Source organism: Limosilactobacillus sp. (assembly GCF_022482365.1).
Lineage (GTDB): Bacteria > Bacillota > Bacilli > Lactobacillales > Lactobacillaceae > Limosilactobacillus.
This window is the reverse complement of sequence record NZ_JAKVPE010000001.1, coordinates 511,322-531,478: the sequence shown is the minus strand read 5'-3', so window position 1 is coordinate 531,478 and position 20,157 is coordinate 511,322. Positions and strand designations below refer to the sequence as shown.

Here is a 20,157-nt window from a genome sequence, read left to right as displayed (position 1 = left end):
GGGGGAGATCATGGAAATCAACAAAAGACAAGCAACGGCGCTGCTCTTTTTCTCGACGATCCTTTGGGGCAGCAGCTACATTTTCCTGAAACTCGCGACGAACGCCGGCATGCATTCTGGGCTCATCAATGCCTGCCGGGGAACCATCTGCGCACTGATCGGTTATCTGCTATTCTTCAAGCAGATCAACCGCCTTACCAGGAAGGATCTCAAGCTGGGCCTGGAGATCGGCGTCATCAATTACCTCGGCTATTACCTGCAGACTGCGGGGCTCCGCTACACCACGCCCGCGAAGAGCTCCTTTATCACCGCCCTTTACGTCGCGATTGCGCCACTAATTCTGTGGCTCTTTTGGCACGAACGACCGCGGCGCAAGACCTACTTTGCGATTACCCTAGCCGTGATTGGGATGGCGGTCCTGACCAACGTCGGTCAGAATGGGTTGCACCTGCAGTACGGCGATTTCTTAACCCTGCTGTCGACGGTTTTCTGGGCGTTGCAGATTATCTTCTTTAATAAAATTGCGCCCCAGTCCTCCAGCTCCTGGGTCGTTCTCTTCATGGTCGGCTTCTGGCAAGGCGTTTTTGGCTGGCTGACCTTTTTCGGAACGGAACGCGCCACCTTTGGTCAGATTCATTGGATGCAGGCATTGGTGCCAATCGTGATTCTAGCTGTCGGCATCACCTTTCTCGGGCAGGGGATGCAGATTATTGGTCAGGCCCACACCGATGCGACCTCGGCCGGGCTAATCCTGATCCTCGAATCATTTTTCGCCAGCGTCTTCTCGGTTGTGCTCGGCTACGACAGGTTAACCCCGCAGCTGGTCTTTGGCGGGGCTATTCTGCTCTTGGCCAGTGCGATGATGCAGGTTGACTTGCAGAGCTTGCCGTTCTTCCGCAAAAAATAGTAAAAGAAGCCGGTCAAACCTGGGATGGCTTGACCGGCTTCTTTACTGACTTGAATTTACTTCACTTCGGAGTTCTTGGGGTACTTCATTTCGGCCCAGCCACCAAAGCCCTGGTGGAGGGACTGGATGTTTTCGGCGCCGGGCAGTGGAATAGCGGCCTTGGGACCTGAGTAAACGTCAATCAGGCCCTGGGTCATGTGGTTGACCTTGACCTGTTCGGGGGTGACCTCACTGACGATCTGATCGTCCTCACCGTTCAGGATCTTCTCGGCGAAGAGTGGATCAACAATCGTTGCCCGGCCGACGGCAACCAGGTCGGCCAATTCGCTAGCCGCTTCAGCCTGGGCCCGGTTGCGGATACCACCAACGATAATTTCCTTGGCCCCGTTCAGGTATGGCTGGAAGAGGGTGGCCAGTGGCTTAGCCGAATCCTTGAATTCCTGGTCGGCCTTGCTGGTGTCGAGCAGCATTGCGTCACCCGCCTTGGCATCGAACTGCGGTATTGACAGGTGAATGTAGTCAAGGTCGAATTCCGTGGTGAGCCGATCGACGAGCTGAGTGGCTTCATGCCAGGTGTAGCCGATGTTCTTACCGTGGATTTCCTCCGGTGAGATCCGGTAGCCAACGATGAAGTCTTTCGGGGCGTACTTCTTGACCGTGTCCATGACGGATTTAACGACGGCCAGTGGGAAGTTCATCCGCTTCTCAAGGGAGCCGCCCCACTGATCGGTCCGACGGTTGGAGTAGGCGGAGAAGAACTGCTGGATCAGGTAGTGGTTGGCCCCGTGGATCTCGACCCCGTCAAAACCGGCGTCGATGGCCCGCTTGGCGGCTGCCCCGAAGTCAGCAACGACCTGTTGAACCTGTTCATCGGTGAACTCATGAACCTTGTACGGCAGGAATGGGAAGTCCAGTGCAGTTGGGGCGTAGACCGGCTTGCCCTCCATGGCGCGGAAGTTGGCTTCCCGACCAGTGTGGGCAATCTGCATGATGGCCTTGTTACCGGCGCTCTTCATTGCCGCTGCCACCTTGGTCAGCTGGGGGATGAACTTATCGTCGTAGGCAGCCAGCTGTTCGCGGCCGCGCTTCCAGGTTAGGGCGGGGCCACCGTTTTCGCTGACGTACATATACTCGGTGATGATCATGCCACCGGACTTGGCGTGGGCTTGGTAATAGTTGATGGTGTCTTGAGTGGCAAAACCGTCCTCAGCGCTGTTGGTCAGCATTGGTGGCTGCACGAAGCGGTTCGTAACGGTAGCGCCGTGGCGGAAGGTCAGGGGTTGGTTGAGCTTTGACATAATTTTGTCCTCCTTGATTGCTTTTGCCTTGATCTTAGCATGGAAAGAATGGATTAAAAATCGGCGAAAAGTTGACGAGTTGTTGTGAAATTGTCAACATGATTGATTGTTGGATTGGAAAGAATTTAATGGATTAATTAGGGGAAACGCACCTTAATGTCTTCCTTGACGGCGGGCTCGTAACCACCGTTGGCCGCCATGACATCTGGGCGCGGACGGTCGGCCTCGGTACCGGGCTTGTCGACACCGATTGAGTCCCGAACGTCCTTGGTCGGGTCCTTGATCACGCTGACCACGTAGGCGGCGACACTTTTGCGTGAAACCTCGGTCCCCTTGAACGGATCGTCGCGGTGGGTTGTCTCGTAATTGACCTCGTCCAGTTTGGTCAGCCAGGCCGGTCGGATGATCGTGTAGTCCAGGTCACTGGCCTCGATGACATCGGCGGCGAGACGGTAGCGGTGGTAGTAGCTGCCCAGGACCTGTTGATTCCAGCGGCCAAACTCACCGGGGATTTCGTTGTAAATTCCCAGCGACGAGGTCCAGATCAGGCGCTTGACTCCGGCGGCATCCATTGCCTGGACGATGGTCTCGGCAGCTGCCTTGACTTCACCGGCGAGGCTGGCGTAGACGATGTCCTGGCCCTTGACTGCCTCCTGGACATCGGCCAACTTAGTAGCGTCGCCGGTGATGATCCGCTCATCCTTCAGATTGTCAGCGAGTCGAGCGGGATGGCGAAGGAAGAGGGTCAGCTTAATCTCTGGATCCCCAACCAGCATTTGTTCGGCGTGGCTAGCAATCTGACTGCTAGCACCAATGATAAGAACGTTTTTCATGATAAAAGGCTCCCTTCTGTTTTACTTACAAAATAATAGTAAATCTCAAAGGGATATTTGACTAGCGCGGAAAAGTTGACGCGGGGTTGCGGAATTAGCAACGTTCAAGTAGGCAGACATCAGGTTTTCGTTTACTATAAGAGATAGGAAAAAATGAAGGTGATGATATCAGTGACGTCTGAACAACTATTATATGCTATCGAGCTGGCAAACCACCGCACCATTCAGGAAACGGCGAGCAGCCTGCACATTTCCAAATCCGGTCTGAGCCAGGCAATTTCTCAGTTAGAGAATGAATTGGGAGTTTGCCTTTTTACCCGTTCTCACCGTGGAACCCAGCTGACGGCGCAAGGTCAAGAAATGCTTCCTTATCTTAAGGACATGCTGGACGCGAATCTTCGAATGCAAAATTTTGCGACGACTTTAACGGGACGCCACCGGACGCAAACCATTCGCCTTGCCTACGCGAACACGCTGCTCAAGCCAATGTTAACCGAGTATCTGGCACTGGCCGACGAAAAGCATTACCTGAGCATTGGCCAACAGTCAAGCAGGCAGATAATTGAGCGGGTCCGGCAGCACACCCTTGATGCGGGATTTATCGCAATCGATGCGGAACATGAGAACCAGTTGCAGGGCCTCGATTTCCAAAATATTCATAACGGTCACATTAGCCTGATCGTTAGTCCGGACAGCCCACTGCTAAGGAAAAAGCAGATCGATTTAACTGATCTTCAAAGCCAGGTATTTGCCCTCTTCAATGATCCGTACAACGACCAGCTCTTTGAACACCTGCAATACCTGTGCGGCCCCTTGAAAAAGATCGTGCGCTTGGATGATTCCTGGGCGATGGGGACGGTGATTAAAGAGTGCGGAGCGGTTTGCCTCGCTCGCGATTGGCAGGCACGCCACTCGCCCGATAGGGATTTCGCGACGCTGCCGAAAATTAATCTGAGCCATTTAATCAATGATCGGTTCAAGCTGGGTTGGGTGACCAATCCGCGCTATCCGCTGCCAACATTTATCCTCCAGCTGATCAAACAAATCAATCAAAAACTGCAGTAAAAAAACAGCAGATCTGGCAGGAAGACTCTTGTCAGATCTGCTGTTTCACTGTTGCTTACTTCTTAAAATGCTTAAGGTTGAATGATGAGCTAGTGCCGTTCTTCATGACGTCTTTGTTTAAGCTGCCTTTTTCGTGAAGATAGTAGATCGATTCACGACCCGGCAGATGCGGTTCCATTTTCGGATCGGAGAAGAGGTTAATCAGTCCTGGGGTCAGGTGGGAGCGTTTGACCTGTTCCGGTGAGATTTGGTGAACGATTTCGTCCCCGCGCCCTTCGCTGATCTTTAAGCCGATTTGTGGGTCAATTAACGTTGCCCGCGCCATGGCGACGAGGTCGGTTAGCTTGAGGGCATCCTTAGCGTCCGCCTCCGACATTACGTTTCCGACAATGATCTCCTTAGCCTGTGAGCCGATTGCTGGTTGGAACAGTTCGGCAAAGGTCTTATCCGAATCCTGTGGTTTGGCATTGTAGGCGGGCAGGGAAAGGTGAATGTAGTCAAGGTCAAAGCGGTCGATTAATGCTTTGATCAATTGGGTCGACTCGTGCCAGGTGTAGCCAACCGTCTCGTGGACTTCTTCGGGACTGATCCGGTAGCCGACGATGAAGTCCTTTGGGGCATACTCCTTGACAACGCGCATTACTTCTTCGGTCACGGCTAAGGGGAAGTTCATCCGCTTCTCAAGCGAGCCACCCCAATGATCCGTGCGCCGGTTAGAGTAGGCGGAGAAAAATTGTTGAATTAGGTAGTGGTTAGCACCATGAATTTCGATCCCGTCGAAGCCACAGTCAATGGCACGCTTAGCGGCGGTGCCGAAATCGTGAATGACGTCACGGACTTCTTGGTCGGTCAGTTCATGGACTGGGTAGCTAATCCACGGGAAGTCCATCTTGGTAGGTACTTCAACGGTCCGGCCGAGTTGCGGGGCATAGTTGGCCTCACGACCGGAGTGGACAAGCTGCAGAATGGCCTTGTTGCCGTCCTTCTTAAGGGCTTTAGCAAGTTTCGTGAAACCAGGTTTGAAGGAATCATCATAGATTGCCAATTGCTCACGATCATCAGCCCAGGAACGGGAAGGACCACCGTTTTTCCGAACCGATGTGTATTCAACAATTACCATGGCGGCGGACTGTGAACGAGCACCATAATAATCCAAGGTGTCTTGAGAAACGGCTTCGTGGTCGCCGCTATTAGTTAACATTGGTGCTTGGACAAGCCGACTATTAAGGGTTGCGCCATGACGGAAAGTAACTTGATCGGTTAATTGTTTCATGCTAAAGACCTCCAATTCGAATTCTTTCAACATGTTCAATGTATCACGAAAACTGGCTGGAAGAAATTTAGCATTTTGGAACCCGCTGTTCAGTTTTAGTGAACATGGTCGGCTTTTACTTGCGAGTCATCACACTTAGCCCCACACTTCTTCGGCAATCTCCTTGATGAAGCGAACCTTATTCCACTGCTGTTCCTCGGTTAAGATGTTGCCCTCTTCAGTGGAAGAGAAGCCACACTGGGGACTAAGGCAGAGCTTGTCGAGCGGGTGGAACTTCGCCGCCTCTTCCAGCCGGCGGATGATCGCTGCCTTATCCTCCAGCCGGCCGGACTTCGAAGTGACCAGGCCGACGACCACGTACTTGTCATCCGGAACCTGGGCCAGCGGTTCAAAGCCCCCGGCGCGCTCGCTGTCGTATTCGAGGTAGAAGGCGTTGACCCGTTCGCGAGTGAAGAGGGGATCGGCGACGTAATCGTAGCCACCAGCGTTGGACCAGGTGGAGTGGTAATTACCGCGGCAGACGTGGGTGTTGACGGTCAGGTCCGCTGGCAGTCCTTGGAGTACGGCGTTGTTGATTTCAACGAAGGCCTCCTTGTTACGGTCAAGGGCGGCGGCATCGATTCCGTAAGCCGGGATGTGTTCCGGGTGTTCATGCCAGTCGGCAAGGGCACCCCAGGTACAATCATCGAGCTGCAGGGTTCGACAGCCGGCTCGGTAGAGATCACCAATCACCTGGTTGTAGGCCTTGACCAAGTCGGCGCAAAAGTCGTCTAGCGATACATAGAACTGCTTAATCCCAGCCAGGTTTTCGGGACGTTCAAACTCCGCTAGGGCCTGTGCCGGTGACGGGATCGTTTGCTTGACCTGGGTGCCGGCAGAGACGTGGGCCTGAGTGAACTTAAAGTGCTGGACGAAGGGATGATTTTCCCCGCTGACCTTGACAACCACCTTGGCGGTCTCGGCCCGGGAAATCTCGTCATGGAAAACGTAGCCTTCTTCTGCCTGGGCCTTTTCAACTCCCTGCAGACCCCAGAGGAAGTCGAGGTGCCACCAGCTGCGGCGGAATTCACCGTCCGTGACGGCGTGCAGGCCAACCGCCTCTTCTTTTTTGATCAGGTCGATGATGCACTGGTCTTCGACTTGCGTCAGGTCGTCCCGGCTAATTTGACCCTGGGCAAACTGGGCGCGGGCGTCCTTTAATTGCTGCGGACGGAGGAAACTACCGACAACATCGTAGCGGAATGGGGAAGTAGTTCGTTTAGTAAATTCAGTCATAGTATGCAGATCCTTTCTTTGCTTGAGCGCTGAGCAGTGGGCCTGGAAAACAAAAATCCCGTGGAAAAACAAAATTGTTCTTCCACGGGACGCTAGCAGCGTGTTACCACCCGGATTCGACCAGGCCTCACAGCCCAGCCCTTACTAGGTACACCCGAAAAGGGTAAACCCGGGCACGGTAACGGGTGCCGATCGGGAACCGCTCGTCAAAGTGACTCGCAATTCGTAGTTGCTCCAAGACCATCTTCGTAAGCGTTCGTCATACCGGTTCTCACCATCCCGGCTCTCTGGAATGCTTCGCGCTTACTACTCATCTTTTCTCAGCGTTCTCTAATTAAATTGTCATTATCATACAAAGCTTGGTCGTCGATGTCAAGCCCAAAATAAAAAATAGCCGTCAGCTAGGCTGACAGCTACTTAAATTAGAGTACTTCACTTTCAAATTCCGCCAACAGCTCCTCTTGAAGTGTCGGCGTCAGATTCATGTCCGCTAGGGCCTCCTGGAACATCTCCAGGTTCAGGCCCTCCGCCAGTGCCCCTTGGCGATCACCGGATAACCAGAGATCGACGAGCCAACTGTTTTCAGCCATAATAATCACGACCTCCTTTTCAGTGTAAAGCGTTTACATCCTTATCATTAGTTTAACAGATATTCATTTCACGTCAATTAAATTTGGACATAAACAAAAAAATGGTGCATAAATGCACCATTTTTGGGTCATGATTAATACAAAATATTCAGGCTTCGGCCGGAACGGTCACGTCCAGCTCTTCGCCGATCGTCTTCATCTCATCGTAGGTCTTATCATCGACGCTGACACCGCGCTGCTTATTTTCGTCCAGGAGCCGGTATTCACGGTCACCAGGGATCCAGATCTTCTTGCCGGGGATGTGGTCAAGGTGACGAATGCGGTCGAGCATGCTGGTAGCGTCCTTTTCCAGTACCTTCGGATCACCAAAGAAGGATGGGTCAAGGACGAAGAGAAACTGGCTGAAGTCGTGCTTGCCGCTGACGGTATCGGCGGAGATGGAACCCTGGGCGAGGATCCCGGTCAGCAGTTCGATTACGATCGAATTGCCCATCCCCTTGTAGTTGCCGTTGACCTCGTCCTTGCCGCCAAGGGTCAGGACCCCGCCGCCCTTTTGCTCGCCCTCGGTGAAGGCAGCAGTGGCGAGGATGTCCTCAGCTTCATCGGAGTCGGTTACCAGCTCGCGCTTGCCGTCGACAACCCATTCGCCGGGCAGGGCGTCACCCTTCTTGGAATGGACTTGGATCTTTCCGCCGGAGACGACGCAGGTGGCACCATCGAACATGAACGGATGCGGTTGTGCCGGGAAGCCAAAGGCAAAGGCGTTAGAGCCGAGAAAGGCCTGGGTGGCGTTAGTCGGAACCACCAGCGGCCGGGTGTTGGTCAGAGCAATCCCGACCAGACCGGCATCCAGGGCCATCCGGCTGTAGTAGCCGGCAATCCCGAAGTGGTTGGAGTTGCGAACCACGGCCACGGCGACCCCGGTCTTCTTGGCCTTTTCAATGATTTTCTTCATTCCCAAAACGGCTGCCAGCTGGCCCATGTTCTGGTTGGCATCGATTAGAACGCTGCCGGGCAGCTCACGGACGACCTCGGCGTGCTTGGTCGGGTCGATGGTGCCGTCCTTAATCATCCGGCGGTACCAGGCCAGACGCTGGATCCCGTGGGAAGAGATTCCCCGTAGGTCGGCGTCGACCAGGGTATCGGCCAGCAGTGCCCCGTCCGCGGACGAAAAATGCAGTTTTTCAAAAACATTTTGTAAAAATTGACGCTCATCTTCGGCTTGAATTCGCATAATATACCGTCTCCTCAATCTCATTTAATTTTAATTTAATTATCATTATTTTAGGAGATCTGTCTGAAATGTCAACTGGATTTTGCAGCACAGAATTGGCAGATTAAAACAGGCCGGTGAAATCCTTGATGATGAAGAAGATCACCGGGACAAGCAGGGACGGCAGGATGTTGAGCGTCTTGATCTCCTTGATTTTCAGCAGGGAGAGCCCGGTGGTAGCGATCAAAAAGCCACCGACGATTGCGATCTCGGTGACCAGCGGACCGGTGAAGAAATCGGCCGAGAGGTACTTGGCGACCAGATAGATCCCACCCTGCCAGCAGAAGAGGACCGGGGCGACCAGGAGCATTCCCCAGCCGAAACTGGCCCCGAAGACCATCGTGGTAACAAAGTCGAGGGTCGCGTTGGTGAAAAGCATTGTGGAATCGTGACGGACCGCCGCCATGACGGGGCCGACGATCGAAAGGGCGCCGATGCAGCAGAGCAGGATCCCGGTTGCTAATCCCTTGACCAGCTGGGACTTGCCACCGAAGTGCTTAATCAGGCGGGCAAAGCGTTCGTCAAGGTTCAACCAGGTGCCGACCAGGGCCCCGATGGCGAGGCTGACGATGAAGAGGACGGGGTAGTGGCTCTTGGGCATGTTGTTGATGACGTTTTCTAGCCCGATGCCCAGGGCGGCCAGGCCCATCACGGTGAAGAGGGCCTCCTCGTATTTCTTACTGATGCCGCGCTTGAGCAGGCAGCCGATGCTGGTGCCGAGCAGGATCGCGCAGGTGTTGGCGTAGGTTCCGATCATGAAAGTTCCCTCCTAAATTTAATGCTTCTTTAATCTTAGCAGATTTTAACGGGCTGGGGAGTCCCAGTCGGCATTTTAGGAGAGCAATTGCTGGCGCTGCAGGATGATCATGTACTTGCTTTCGCCCTGATTGTCGCAATAAACCCCGGCCGCATCAAAATCATTGAGGGCCGTTTCGTCGGCTTCGGGAAACTGCTTTTGGAGTGCGGTGATCCGGGAGTCAAAATAATCGCTGGCGTCATTTTGATACTCGAAGGTCTTGACGCTCGGCAGCTGCTCAAAGGTCAGGTCGATCTCCTGGACGGTATAAATGTAACGGGTAAGAGCCATCTTGGTGCTTCTTTCTTAGAAAAATTATTAGTGCCTATTATAGCAGGAAATGGGGTCTGGGCCGGCAGTGAAAGCTTGACCGTTATTAATTATGGATGATGCTTTGGGGAATAGTAAAATAGACCAAAAGTTTGCAAGATGTGGAGAATCAAAAGATGACGAGTGCAGACTTAGAGAAGAAACCCGGAACAAGAAGGGGCGGTGAGGATTTGAATTTAGCAGCAGATTTAAAAACTACGGCAGGCTACCTGCTGATGCTCGTCTTAGTCCCGTTGATTGTTGTCCTCGGGCTAACCTTTATCAACCGCAACTCTAAAGAGCGCTTGGCGAGTCGGTATGGAGCGCAGGCCGTAGTGTGGTTGGGCGGGCTCGGCGTGATTATCCATGAGCTCAGTCACCTGATCACGGCCCTGCTCTTTGGTCACCGGATCAATGACTTCCGTTTACTGATCACGAACGTTCCGGATGACGGTGGGGCGTTAGGCTACGTGAACCATTCTTGGGACAAGGGCAATTACTACCAGTTCATTGGCAACGCACTGATCGGGACGGCGCCGGTCTACGGCTGTGCTGCGGTCCTGATTTTGCTGACCAGGTGGCTGGTGCCGGCGATTTACTGGTGGGGCCTGCAAACGTTGGGAAGCGTGTTAGATTATCCCTTGGCTGCAACCGCGCCCGCGAGCGCACCGCTGCACTGGGGAGCCGTGATTATTTGGGCATTGTTGTCAATCAATATTACGATCGGCGGCTTCGACCTGAGCAATGCCGACCTTAAAAACGCACTCCCGGCCGCGGTCACCCTGTATATTCTGGTGGGAGTGATTCTCTTCGTCCTGATCCTGCTGGGCAAGGCGGCATTGATTCAACACGTTTTGATTGTCTTGCTGGCGGCTTTTGGGATGGTGATGGCGGTGGCAATCTGTTGGTCGCTGCTGGTTAATCTGATTGTGCGGCTTTGAAATTAATATAGAAAATAAGTGCCCCACCTTCGTTTGGCTGTCATCGAACGAGGGTGGGGCATGTTTGGTATCGGAGAAATTTTGCTTTTTAATCATTCCTCGAAAATTAATTGTTGAGAGAGTAAAAAAGAGTAAATAAATTCCATTGTTTTTTGAATGGGTAGATTATAGAATGAAGTTAGCCACCCAGTTGGTGGTAAATAAAAAACGCCATTCGGCGTGACATCAGGTATCATATTAAGTGAACCAAACCTATATGAAAGGATGTCCGTCAAATGACGCACTTAAATGATACCATGTCTACTATTTTATTGACTACTCATAAAAAGAATGCTCATCTTACTAAAGAAGAACGTGTGATGATTGCGACTTTAAAGTCGCAAGGACTTTCCAATCGCGCAATTGGTCGCCAATTAGGAGTTAATCATCAAACAATTAATAACGAGCTCAACCGTGGTACGGTCCGCCAACTTCGTCGTCAAAAATCTAATGGTAAGATTTACGAATATTCTTACTACATCTATAGTTATGAAGCTGGTCAGGCCACATATCTTGAACATCACCGCCATTCTGGTCGTCGTCGCTTATATTATTCTTCAAAGCAATTTTTACGATTAGCTGATCAGCTAATGCTTGGTGAGTTTGACGACCACCATTACTCCCCACAAGCGGTTATTTATAAGGCTCGAGATTTAATGAATGATGGCACCCTGATCCCAAAGTCGGTTGTAACTTTATATCAATGGATTAATGAGGGTGTGCTTCGTACGTCCAATTTAGACCTCTTTGAAAAACCTAAACGTAAGCATCATCAAACTCATCCGCAAGCTAAAAGGTGCTTAGGGCCTAATATTGCTCAACGACCTCAAACTGCGGACCAACGGTCCGAAATTGGCCATTGGGAACTGGATACAGTTCAGGGACAGAAAAACGGTAATGACAGTGTTGTACTAGTAATGACTGATCGCCTTTCACGAGTTAATATCACGAGTAAAATTGCTGGTAAAACTGCGCATGCAGTAAATCAGTTCTTTATAAATTTGCGCCAGAAAATGGGCACAGATGCTTACTATCGCATTTTTAAGACAATAACCTCTGACAACGGTTCAGAATTTAGTGAGTTAACACAAGTTCACGATCATGTTTTCTATGCTGATCCGTATTCCCCTTGGGAACGTGGATCCAATGAGATCAATAACCGGTTTCTCCGCAAGGAGATTACCAAAGGTGAAGCTATAAATAACTATAGTAGTGCTCAGATCATAGCGACTAATGATTGGATGAATCACTATCCACGAGCTATGTTTAATGGACATTCGTCAATGGATATCTATCGTAAGGCCTTCTACCAAGAGATATCACAGCTCCATCAACCAATAATCAATTGGTCAGTATTATTTATTTGAGTCCAGTGGCTAACTTATTCTTGAAATTTAGGTTGTTTTTTGAATGCTGAAAAATCTAGTATTTTAATAAGATAATGGATGGTGTATCCGCTTTCTTTTTGATATGATAAAAGTAATAAGAAAATATTTATAAAATATAAGGAGGCTTTTTGCATGTACAAGGGCGATTATTCCATTGGTCTCGATATCGGGGCAACTTCAGTCGGCTTTTCAGCAATTGATGAAAAATATCGGCCGATCCGCTTAAAAGGGAAAACGGTGATCGGGGCACGTTTATTTAAAGAAGGGACAACAGCTGCAGAACGGCGTGGCTTTAGAACCACCCGGCGGCGACTCAAGCGACGGAAGTGGCGTCTTTCTTTGCTTGAAGAAATCTTTGATCCGTATATGGCCAAGGTTGACCCAACCTTCTTTGCACGCTTGAAAGAATCTAATTTATCACCTCAGGATAGCAAAAAACGCTTTTCAAGTTCTCTGTTATTCCCAGATGAAACCGACAGCGCATTTTATGATAAATACCCAACTATTTACCACTTGCGGTATCATTTAATGAATGACGATCGGCAGTTTGACCTTCGAGAGATTTTTCTGGCAATTCACCATATTGTGAAATATCGGGGTAACTTCTTAAACAATTTGCCAGTTTCTAATTTTAGTACTGATAAGATTAATTTTGAGGAAGATTTTAAGGCAATTAACGATTCTTTTGATGAGATTGACCCGGAAACTCGCTTCCAAATTAATATTGAGAAGACGGATGTGATTGCCCAGAAGTTGCTAGATAATAGTGTGGCTACCTTAGATAAGCAAAAGGAGGTTGCCAAGATTCTCTATATCGTTTCGGGTGATAAAGCACTGGACAAGTTAAATTCAAGCATCGCCAAGCAAATAAGCAAGGCCATTTTAGGCTACAAATTTGACTTAGCTGAAGTCTTAAAAATAACTACTGAAGATAAAAATAAGTGGAAAATTCAGCTCAGCGATGAAAATATTGACGACACTTTAGCAGAATTGACTGGTGAGTTGAACGAACCACAATTGACCATACTAAAGATCTTATCGAAATTATATTCTCAAATTACTCTTAACGATATCGTGCCAAGTGGGCAAATCCTCAGTGAGTCAATGATTAAAAAATATGATGCTCACAAGAAGCACTTGGAGATGCTCAAAAAGTATGCCAAGTCCTTAGATAGGAAAACGTATTCTGAAGTGATGGAAGCATATGCAGAGTACATTGGCAATTCAACGAAGAAATCAGGGACAGCCAGTCAAGAGGACTTCTATAAAGTTGTAAAGCGCTCCTTAAATAATACTCAACTGGCTGAGGAGATTAAGATACTGATTGATCAAAATCAGTTTATGCCCAAGCAACGGACCAATCAGAATGGTGTCATCCCTTACCAGCTGCATTTAAAAGAGTTAGAGAGAATCATTGAAAATCAAAGCAAATATTATCCTTGGCTTACTGAACCGAATCCAAATGAAAAGCGTCGTACAAGGGCTAAGTACAAGTTAAGTGAACTGGTTGCCTTCCGCATTCCATACTATGTTGGTCCATTAATTACCAAAGAAGATCAGGAGAAGTCTTCAGGCAAAAGCTTCGCCTGGATGATTAGAAAAGCGCCGGGTAAGATTACGCCATGGAACTTTGACGAAAAAGTTGATCGCACTGAATCGGCTAACCAGTTCATAAAGCGGATGACGACCAAGGATACTTACCTAACTGGGGAGGACGTTTTACCTGACCACAGTCTTCTATACGAGCGTTTTAAAGTGCTAAATGAGCTGAATATGGTGCGTGTAAATGGCAGTAAGCTAGAAGTAGGCGAAAAACAGGAGACATTTGAAAAGCTCTTTAAGGCTAAAAAGACCGTGAAGGCTTCGCAATTGGCCAACCTGCTTTCAAAAGGGATGGCAAATCGACCAATAATAACGGGGTTATCTGACCCGGTGAAGTTCAATAACTCCTTTGGTACCTATATTGATTTTAAAAAGATTTTTGGTGCAAAGATCGATGATCCAAATTTGCAGAATGATTTCGAACAAATTATTGAATGGATTACCGTTTTTGAGGATAGAAACATCTTAAAAACCAAACTCCAGGGGATAAATTGGCTAACTAAAGAACAGATCACTGATTTAATTGCAAAAAGATATCAGGGATGGGGACGACTCTCCGAGAAGCTTCTTTGTGGGCTGAAAAATGAGAAGGGCGAGTCCATTCTGGATTTGATGTGGAATACGCAGCGCACCTTTATGGAGATTGTTAACGAGCCCGTCTTTGCTGAACAAATTAAGAATGCCAACCAGGATCAGATCAATGATGAAGACTATGAGTCGATTTTGGCTGATGCATACACTTCGCCGCAGAATAAGAAAGCAATTCGACAAGTGGTTAAGGTTGTCGATGACATTGTCAGGGCTGCGGGCAAAGCACCAAAGTTCATCTCGTTGGAGTTTGCCCGGGAGGATCAGCGTTCTCACCGTACTCAATCGCGGTTAGCAAAGCTAAAAGACATTTACGAAACAACCGCTAAAGAGTTAGTTGCTAATGAAAAGGTTCGCCAAGAATTGGGGGATGTTAAAGATCTGAATGATCGTCTCTTCCTGTACTTTACGCAGTTAGGTCGTGATATGTACACCGGAGAACCAATCAACATTGACGAAATCTCAACTAAATACGATATGGATCATATTCTTCCGCAGGCGTTCCTCAAAGACGACTCCTTAGATAACAAAGTCTTGGTTAGTCGGGCAGTTAATAATGGTAAATCGAATAACGTTCCATTAAGGATGTTCGGCTCAAAAATGAAGCCTCTTTGGAAGAAACTTGCCGACCATCGGCTGATCAGTAAGAAAAAGTATAACAATTTGATGACTGATCCCGATTCAATCGATAAGTATAAAGCTAATGGATTCATTAATCGGCAGCTGGTTGAGACACGTCAGGTAATTAAATTAGCGGCCAATATTCTTGCGAGTCGCTATGAGCAGGACGATACGCAGATTATTGAAGTTAAGGCTGAACTTAACCACCAGTTGCGTGAGGCACTTAAGTTATATAAGAACCGTGATGTAAATGATTATCACCATGCGGTAGATGGATACTTGAGTGCATTTGTCGGTCAATATCTGTATCACCGTTACTCAGGTTTGCAGTCTTACTTTATTTATGGGAAATATCAACGGTTCTTTAAAAAGGACACAAAACAGCGGTTTAAGTTCAACCGATTCAATTTCTTGTATGATTTAACTTCTAACGATGAAGAGCGAATTGTTGACAAAAGCTCCGGTGAAATTGTTGGGAAGAAGTCTGATTTAATCCGCCAGATTAAACGTGTCTATGGTTTTAAGTACATGCTGATTTCACAAGAGACCTATACAAATTCTGGTGCGATGTTTAACCAAACTATCTATCCGGCTAAATCAGATAAGAAACTGATTCAAACTAAGCAGGGACGTCCTACCAACATTTATGGAGGTTACAGCGGAAACAAGGATGCATACATGGCGATCATTCGTATTCCGAGCAGGAAAGAAGACAAATTGAGGGTTGTTGGCATACCGGTCCGTAGCCTTTCAAAGCTTGAGCGGCTAAAGAAAACTGACAATGCGGCTTACCTCAGCGAACTGCATCGGGTGATTGCCGAACGCACAGCAAGAGAAAAAACAAACAGAAAGACTGGAGAAAAGACTAAGGTATATATTGATTTCGACATTGTCGTGCCAAAGGTAATGTACCGACAATTAATTATTGATGGTGATCTCAAATACACATTAGGCAGTTCAACATACCAGTACAATGCTCGTCAGCTGGTGCTTTCAGAAAAGTCGATGAAAATTCTAAGCACTGATTTTTCAAAAGATTCATCTTCCGTGGATGTACAGAATGAGCAATTGATGTTCGTCTATGACGATATTCTCGATAAGGTGAATAGGTATCTGCCGCTGTATGATAAAAACAAATTTAGAAAGGGGCTGAACGAAGGAAGAGATAAATTTAAGGAACTCCCGATACTGCCTATTTATAATGGAAGTTCTAAAAAGCCTGATGGAAAGGTTGACATTATTAACAATATGCTTCTTGGTCTTCACTGTGACCCCTCAATGGGAGATTTGAAGTCAATAGGTATAAAAACACGTTTCGGTATGATGCAAACGAAATCAGGTGGTTTAGGTGTTTTGATAGGGAAAACAGCTGATATAATCTATCAATCACCAACCGGTTTGTTCGAACGGAGAATTCGCTTAAGCAAGCTAATGAAATAACAAGCTAAAGAGAAAGGGAACCGCTCAAATGAACGATTCCCTTTGTTATGTATTTGGTCAGATAACTGACTCAAAAGTAGAAACTTATGTACTAAAAAGTACTGTTTGATTTTAACTCTGTACTTCAGATCAATGATGTTTAAAGCGTTGGTAGCTAACCAACGACTAAATTATAACAAAAATAAAGGGGGATGACAATATGGGGTGGCGCTCAGTCATTATCAGTCAACATGCCAAGCTATCGTATGCATCACACTTAATGGTTGTCCAAACAAGGGATGGCATTAACCAGGTGCCGATAGAGGATGTTCAATTGCTACTTGTCTCAACAACTCAGGCCGTGATCACCACGGCACTGCTGAGTGAGCTAGCAAAGCAAAATGCAAAGGTGGTTTTTGTCGACCGGAATATGCAACCAAACTGTGAGTTGGTCAATAATTATCCTAATAATCGATCGGTGGACCTACTTATTGACCAGTTCAACTGGTCGCAAAAGCGGAAGGAACTTTTATGGACAAAGATTGTTCATGAGAAAATTAAGAACCAGATTCAGGTTTTGCAAATCTACAAACATGAAACGGAAGAATTAAGTGGCGAACTGGAAAAGCTGGAGGTTAATGATCTTACCAACCGAGAAGCCGTGGTCGCACGAAAATATTTCCCATTACTGTTTGAACAGGAAAAATTTTCGCGGCGAAGTGGGTCAGCGGTCAATGCGGCACTTAACTATGGCTATTCAATTCTTCTTTCGATGTTTGATCGTGAAATTGTTGAGCGTGGTTATCTTACATACTTAGGGATTCATCACCGAAACAATGAGAACCAGTTTAATCTGGGATCGGACTTGATGGAACCATTTCGTCCGGTAGTTGATTATTGGGTGGCAAACCAGGACTTTACCGAGCTGACCCCTGATGTTAAGTACGGATTGATCGATGCTTTGAATATTGAAATCACATATTGCGAGCATCATATGCTGTTAAGAAATGCGATAAGCAAGTATGTCGGAGACTGCTTAAAATACTTAAGCGGTCAGAGCAAGGAACTTGAACTAAAAATGGAGCTAAATCATGAGGTACCAAATAATGCGCTTATTAATCATGTTTGATTTACCAGTAGAAACAAGTAAGCAGCGAAAAGCCTATCGTCATTTCCGCAAGGACTTAATCAACCAGGGCTTTACAATGATTCAATATTCTGTGTACGTGAGGGTATGCGTAAATCGTAAATCGGCGGAGTTTATTGAGAAAAAAGTAAGCAATTTTTTGCCCGAAGCAGGAGTCATTCAATCATTAATGCTTACTGAAAAACAGTATAACGATATGCATTTTCTCCTTGGAAAGGAAAAAGAAGATGTCAGAAACTATTCTGGAAGAACGGTGATCTTATGATTCTTTCCTATAAAAGTCATCAACCAATAGAAATTAAATCGGGAAAAATAAGTGTGATCGGGACCAATAGTCCAGAAATCTATACGGAACTGATAAACGGTTTGCAGGATTTTAACGATGAGCTAACACTGACGGATGATGTGTATCAAAGCCTGGAGATTAAAAAGTTTATTGACTTTGATTCAGTAGCGCTGTTAACTCACAAATTACTGGAAAAATATAGTAAAGATGTGATTAATGCGGTAGTAAAGAGTATGACTGAGGAAAGTCAGAACCGAGTAAATGATGAGATCAGGCAACTATACTCCGTTCTGCAAGAAGCCCTGTTTATGACTGATCTTCCGCTCGAAATCCAGTACGATGGAGAATTAAAAAGGCTCTTGAGCTATTGTCATATGAAGCTAGCATTTAACAACTCAATGAAACCATATGATATAATTATTAATGACCTAAAGATACATTTAGAATGTGATCTAAAAAGCGTTGTTTGCTTAAATAACGTCGCTAATTATTTAAGCAAGGCTGAATTTGGGGATTTGCTAGTAGAAGTTCAGGCTATGAATCTCCCACTTTTATTAGTAGAATTCACAGAATTAAAGCAGTGCGATTTTTATCAAAATGCCGAAGGATTGTTTATAGATCAGGACTTTGTTGATTGGAAACTATAAGGCCATTTTTGGATTATGAGAAATTAATGGTGTTTTAGATGTACTTCAGATCAATGATGTTTAGAACGGTTTTAAATTAATTTTACTATGGTTGGTGGTTTTAGATGTACTTCAGATCAATGATGTTTAGAACTAAGATAAATATCAACACCAATTAAATGCTGTTTTAGATGTACTTCAGATCAATGATGTTTAGAACAGAAGAGCTTTTCACCTTTGATGACAATGTGTTTTAGATGTACTTCAGATCAATGATGTTTAGAACGACTTTTCTGGGAAATGAGCCCATCCCATAGTTTTAGATGTACTTCAGATCAATGATGTTTAGAACATATTTTTCTATATAATCCTCAAGTAATTCGTTTTAGATGTACTTCAGATCAATGATGTTTAGAACTGGGCTTACATAATCGTATCCTAGCCAATCGTTTTAGATGTACTTCAGATCAATGATGTTTAGAACGACCATCCAGCAAAACATCGCGTTGGCTCGGTTTTAGATGTACTTCAGATCAATGATGTTTAGAACAACCAACGGCTCCTGTAATAGCAATGCCTAGTTTTAGATGTACTTCAGATCAATGATGTTTAGAACATGATGCATGTCATGGTCGAACGTAACTTGGTTTTAGATGTACTTCAGATCAATGATGTTTAGAACTGTGTCAGATAGTGACAATCGGTTTTGAAAGTTTTAGATGTACTTCAGATCAATGATGTTTAGAACAAGGGGCAGCCGGTAAGGATGGGGTAACACGTTTTAGATGTACTTCAGATCAATGATGTTTAGAACGCTGTTAATGATCTAGTAGTTCAGCCAGATGTTTTAGATGTACTTCAGATCAATGATGTTTAGAACCTTAGGTTCCTCCAACGAGAACTAATTTTAGTTTTAGATGTACTTCAGATCAATGATGTTTAGAACACAAGAAGCTCCACGAACTCAAAGTAATTTGTTTTAGATGTACTTCAGATCAATGATGTTTAGAACTATGCTCGGTGGGAACGAGTTCAAGAATACGTTTTAGATGTACTTCAGATCAATGATGTTTAGAACAAGGCCCAGCCGGTAAAGGATTCAATGTTGGTTTTAGATGTACTTCAGATCAATGATGTTTAGAACACAAGCAACGAAATGCACGTGAACACACTTGTTTTAGATGTACTTCAGATCAATGATGTTTAGAACAGTATTATTGTACTTATCATGTTCTGATTGGTTTTAGATGTACTTCAGATCAATGATGTTTAGAACCAAGGTATTTGACGATGATGATCTCAACCCGTTTTAGATGTACTTCAGATCAATGATGTTTAGAACACAATCCACTTGATGACGTTGATGATAGCAGTTTTAGATGTACTTCAGATCAATGATGTTTAGAACAAATCGAGGAATTGGAACTCCTCAAGTTAAGTTTTAGATGTACTTCAGATCAATGATGTTTAGAACTCTTACTCTGACGATCAAATTGCTCATTGAGTTTTAGATGTACTTCAGATCAATGATGTTTAGAACGTTTGGGAATACACCGCCGATCACACGGTAGTTTTAGATGTACTTCAGATCAATGATGTTTAGAACAGACTGTTCTCCTGATGAAACCTAAATTTAGTTTTAGATGTACTTCAGATCAATGATGTTTAGAACTCAACATGTCGACGTCTGGCTTTGGTGCTTGTTTTAGATGTACTTCAGATCAATGATGTTTAGAACCCCTTGAGGGTAAAGCCCGTTAATTCTACCGTTTTAGATGTACTTCAGATCAATGATGTTTAGAACCTTTATACAGTTAAAAATGCATTTTCATTCGTTTTAGATGTACTTCAGATCAATGATGTTGAGAACTTGATTTAATT

Annotated in this window: 16 protein-coding genes and 1 CRISPR repeat array (1 of these 17 running past the window's edge); of the genes, 8 read left to right on the top strand and 8 right to left on the bottom strand. The window is 46.3% G+C overall.

What is annotated here, in order from left to right; all coding sequences use genetic code 11:
• Nucleotides 1-10 precede the first annotated feature (10 nt).
• Entirely contained in the window at nucleotides 11-907 is an 897-nt protein-coding gene (locus LKE23_RS02515) for a DMT family transporter (RefSeq protein ID WP_291977936.1), read from the top strand.
• Between the two features lie 56 nt (nucleotides 908-963).
• Here the strand turns inward: LKE23_RS02515 and LKE23_RS02510 are convergent, their stop codons facing one another.
• Together LKE23_RS02510 and LKE23_RS02505 are read right to left on the bottom strand one after the other, a co-directional pair.
• Nucleotides 964-2,205: an oxidoreductase gene (locus LKE23_RS02510; RefSeq protein WP_291977935.1), complete on the bottom strand. Its 1,242-nt coding sequence runs from the start codon at nucleotides 2,203-2,205 to the stop codon at nucleotides 964-966.
• A gap of 137 nt (nucleotides 2,206-2,342) precedes the next feature.
• Entirely contained in the window at nucleotides 2,343-3,038 is a 696-nt protein-coding gene (locus tag LKE23_RS02505; RefSeq protein ID WP_291977934.1) for an SDR family oxidoreductase, read from the bottom strand.
• A 171-nt stretch (nucleotides 3,039-3,209) separates the two neighbouring features.
• On the opposite strand from LKE23_RS02505, the gene LKE23_RS02500 reads away from it, so the two are divergent.
• The gene (locus LKE23_RS02500; protein ID WP_291977933.1) at nucleotides 3,210-4,103 is read left to right on the top strand and encodes a LysR family transcriptional regulator; all 894 of its coding nucleotides are present in this window, start codon (nucleotides 3,210-3,212) and stop codon (nucleotides 4,101-4,103) included.
• Between the two features lie 55 nt (nucleotides 4,104-4,158).
• Here LKE23_RS02500 and LKE23_RS02495 read toward each other — a convergent pair whose 3' ends face one another.
• From LKE23_RS02495 to LKE23_RS02470, 6 genes are all read right to left on the bottom strand, one after another.
• Nucleotides 4,159-5,376 (bottom strand): oxidoreductase, encoded by a 1,218-nt coding sequence (locus LKE23_RS02495; protein WP_291977932.1) that lies wholly within the window; start codon nucleotides 5,374-5,376, stop codon nucleotides 4,159-4,161.
• A gap of 135 nt (nucleotides 5,377-5,511) precedes the next feature.
• Nucleotides 5,512-6,651 carry a 5-methyltetrahydropteroyltriglutamate--homocysteine S-methyltransferase gene (locus LKE23_RS02490; protein WP_291977931.1) on the bottom strand — a complete coding sequence of 380 codons (1,140 nt, stop codon included), beginning with the start codon at nucleotides 6,649-6,651 and terminating at the stop codon, nucleotides 5,512-5,514.
• Nucleotides 6,652-7,073: 422 nt separating this feature from the next.
• The gene (locus LKE23_RS02485; RefSeq protein WP_267201748.1) at nucleotides 7,074-7,241 is read right to left on the bottom strand and encodes a hypothetical protein; all 168 of its coding nucleotides are present in this window, start codon (nucleotides 7,239-7,241) and stop codon (nucleotides 7,074-7,076) included.
• A gap of 148 nt (nucleotides 7,242-7,389) precedes the next feature.
• On the bottom strand, nucleotides 7,390-8,475 hold the full coding sequence (locus LKE23_RS02480) for an Ldh family oxidoreductase (RefSeq protein ID WP_291977930.1): 1,086 nt from the start codon (nucleotides 8,473-8,475) through the stop codon (nucleotides 7,390-7,392).
• 103 nt (nucleotides 8,476-8,578) lie between these two features.
• On the bottom strand, nucleotides 8,579-9,271 hold the full coding sequence (locus LKE23_RS02475; RefSeq protein WP_291977929.1) for a DUF554 domain-containing protein: 693 nt from the start codon (nucleotides 9,269-9,271) through the stop codon (nucleotides 8,579-8,581).
• 75 nt (nucleotides 9,272-9,346) lie between these two features.
• Nucleotides 9,347-9,601 carry a hypothetical protein gene (locus LKE23_RS02470; RefSeq protein ID WP_291977928.1) on the bottom strand — a complete coding sequence of 85 codons (255 nt, stop codon included), beginning with the start codon at nucleotides 9,599-9,601 and terminating at the stop codon, nucleotides 9,347-9,349.
• A 209-nt stretch (nucleotides 9,602-9,810) separates the two neighbouring features.
• Here LKE23_RS02470 and LKE23_RS02465 point away from each other — a divergent pair, with 209 nt between their 5' ends.
• The 6 genes from LKE23_RS02465 to csn2 all read left to right on the top strand — a co-directional run bounded on the left by LKE23_RS02465 (nucleotide 9,811) and on the right by csn2 (nucleotide 18,297).
• The gene (locus tag LKE23_RS02465; protein WP_291977927.1) at nucleotides 9,811-10,560 is read left to right on the top strand and encodes a hypothetical protein; all 750 of its coding nucleotides are present in this window, start codon (nucleotides 9,811-9,813) and stop codon (nucleotides 10,558-10,560) included.
• Between the two features lie 275 nt (nucleotides 10,561-10,835).
• Nucleotides 10,836-11,966 (top strand): IS30 family transposase, encoded by a 1,131-nt coding sequence (locus LKE23_RS02460; RefSeq protein WP_291976173.1) that lies wholly within the window; start codon nucleotides 10,836-10,838, stop codon nucleotides 11,964-11,966.
• A gap of 153 nt (nucleotides 11,967-12,119) precedes the next feature.
• A complete protein-coding gene (gene cas9 / locus LKE23_RS02455) occupies nucleotides 12,120-16,238 on the top strand; it encodes a type II CRISPR RNA-guided endonuclease Cas9 (protein ID WP_291977926.1) in 4,119 nt (1,372 codons plus the stop codon).
• Between the two features lie 199 nt (nucleotides 16,239-16,437).
• Nucleotides 16,438-17,346, top strand: a complete 909-nt coding sequence (gene cas1 / locus LKE23_RS02450) for a type II CRISPR-associated endonuclease Cas1 (RefSeq protein WP_291977925.1) — start codon at nucleotides 16,438-16,440, stop codon at nucleotides 17,344-17,346.
• Nucleotides 17,324-17,629, top strand: coding sequence for a CRISPR-associated endonuclease Cas2 (cas2, locus tag LKE23_RS02445; protein ID WP_291977924.1), 306 nt, complete (start codon nucleotides 17,324-17,326; stop codon nucleotides 17,627-17,629). The genes cas1 and cas2 overlap by 23 nt, the downstream gene beginning before the upstream one ends.
• Nucleotides 17,626-18,297, top strand: a complete 672-nt coding sequence (gene csn2 / locus LKE23_RS02440) for a type II-A CRISPR-associated protein Csn2 (RefSeq protein ID WP_291977923.1) — start codon at nucleotides 17,626-17,628, stop codon at nucleotides 18,295-18,297. Before cas2 ends, csn2 begins: the two co-directional genes overlap by 4 nt.
• A 31-nt stretch (nucleotides 18,298-18,328) precedes the next feature.
• Nucleotides 18,329-20,157: a CRISPR direct-repeat array (repeat unit 36 nt; unit sequence GTTTTAGATGTACTTCAGATCAATGATGTTTAGAAC) (it continues 1,243 nt past the right edge of the window).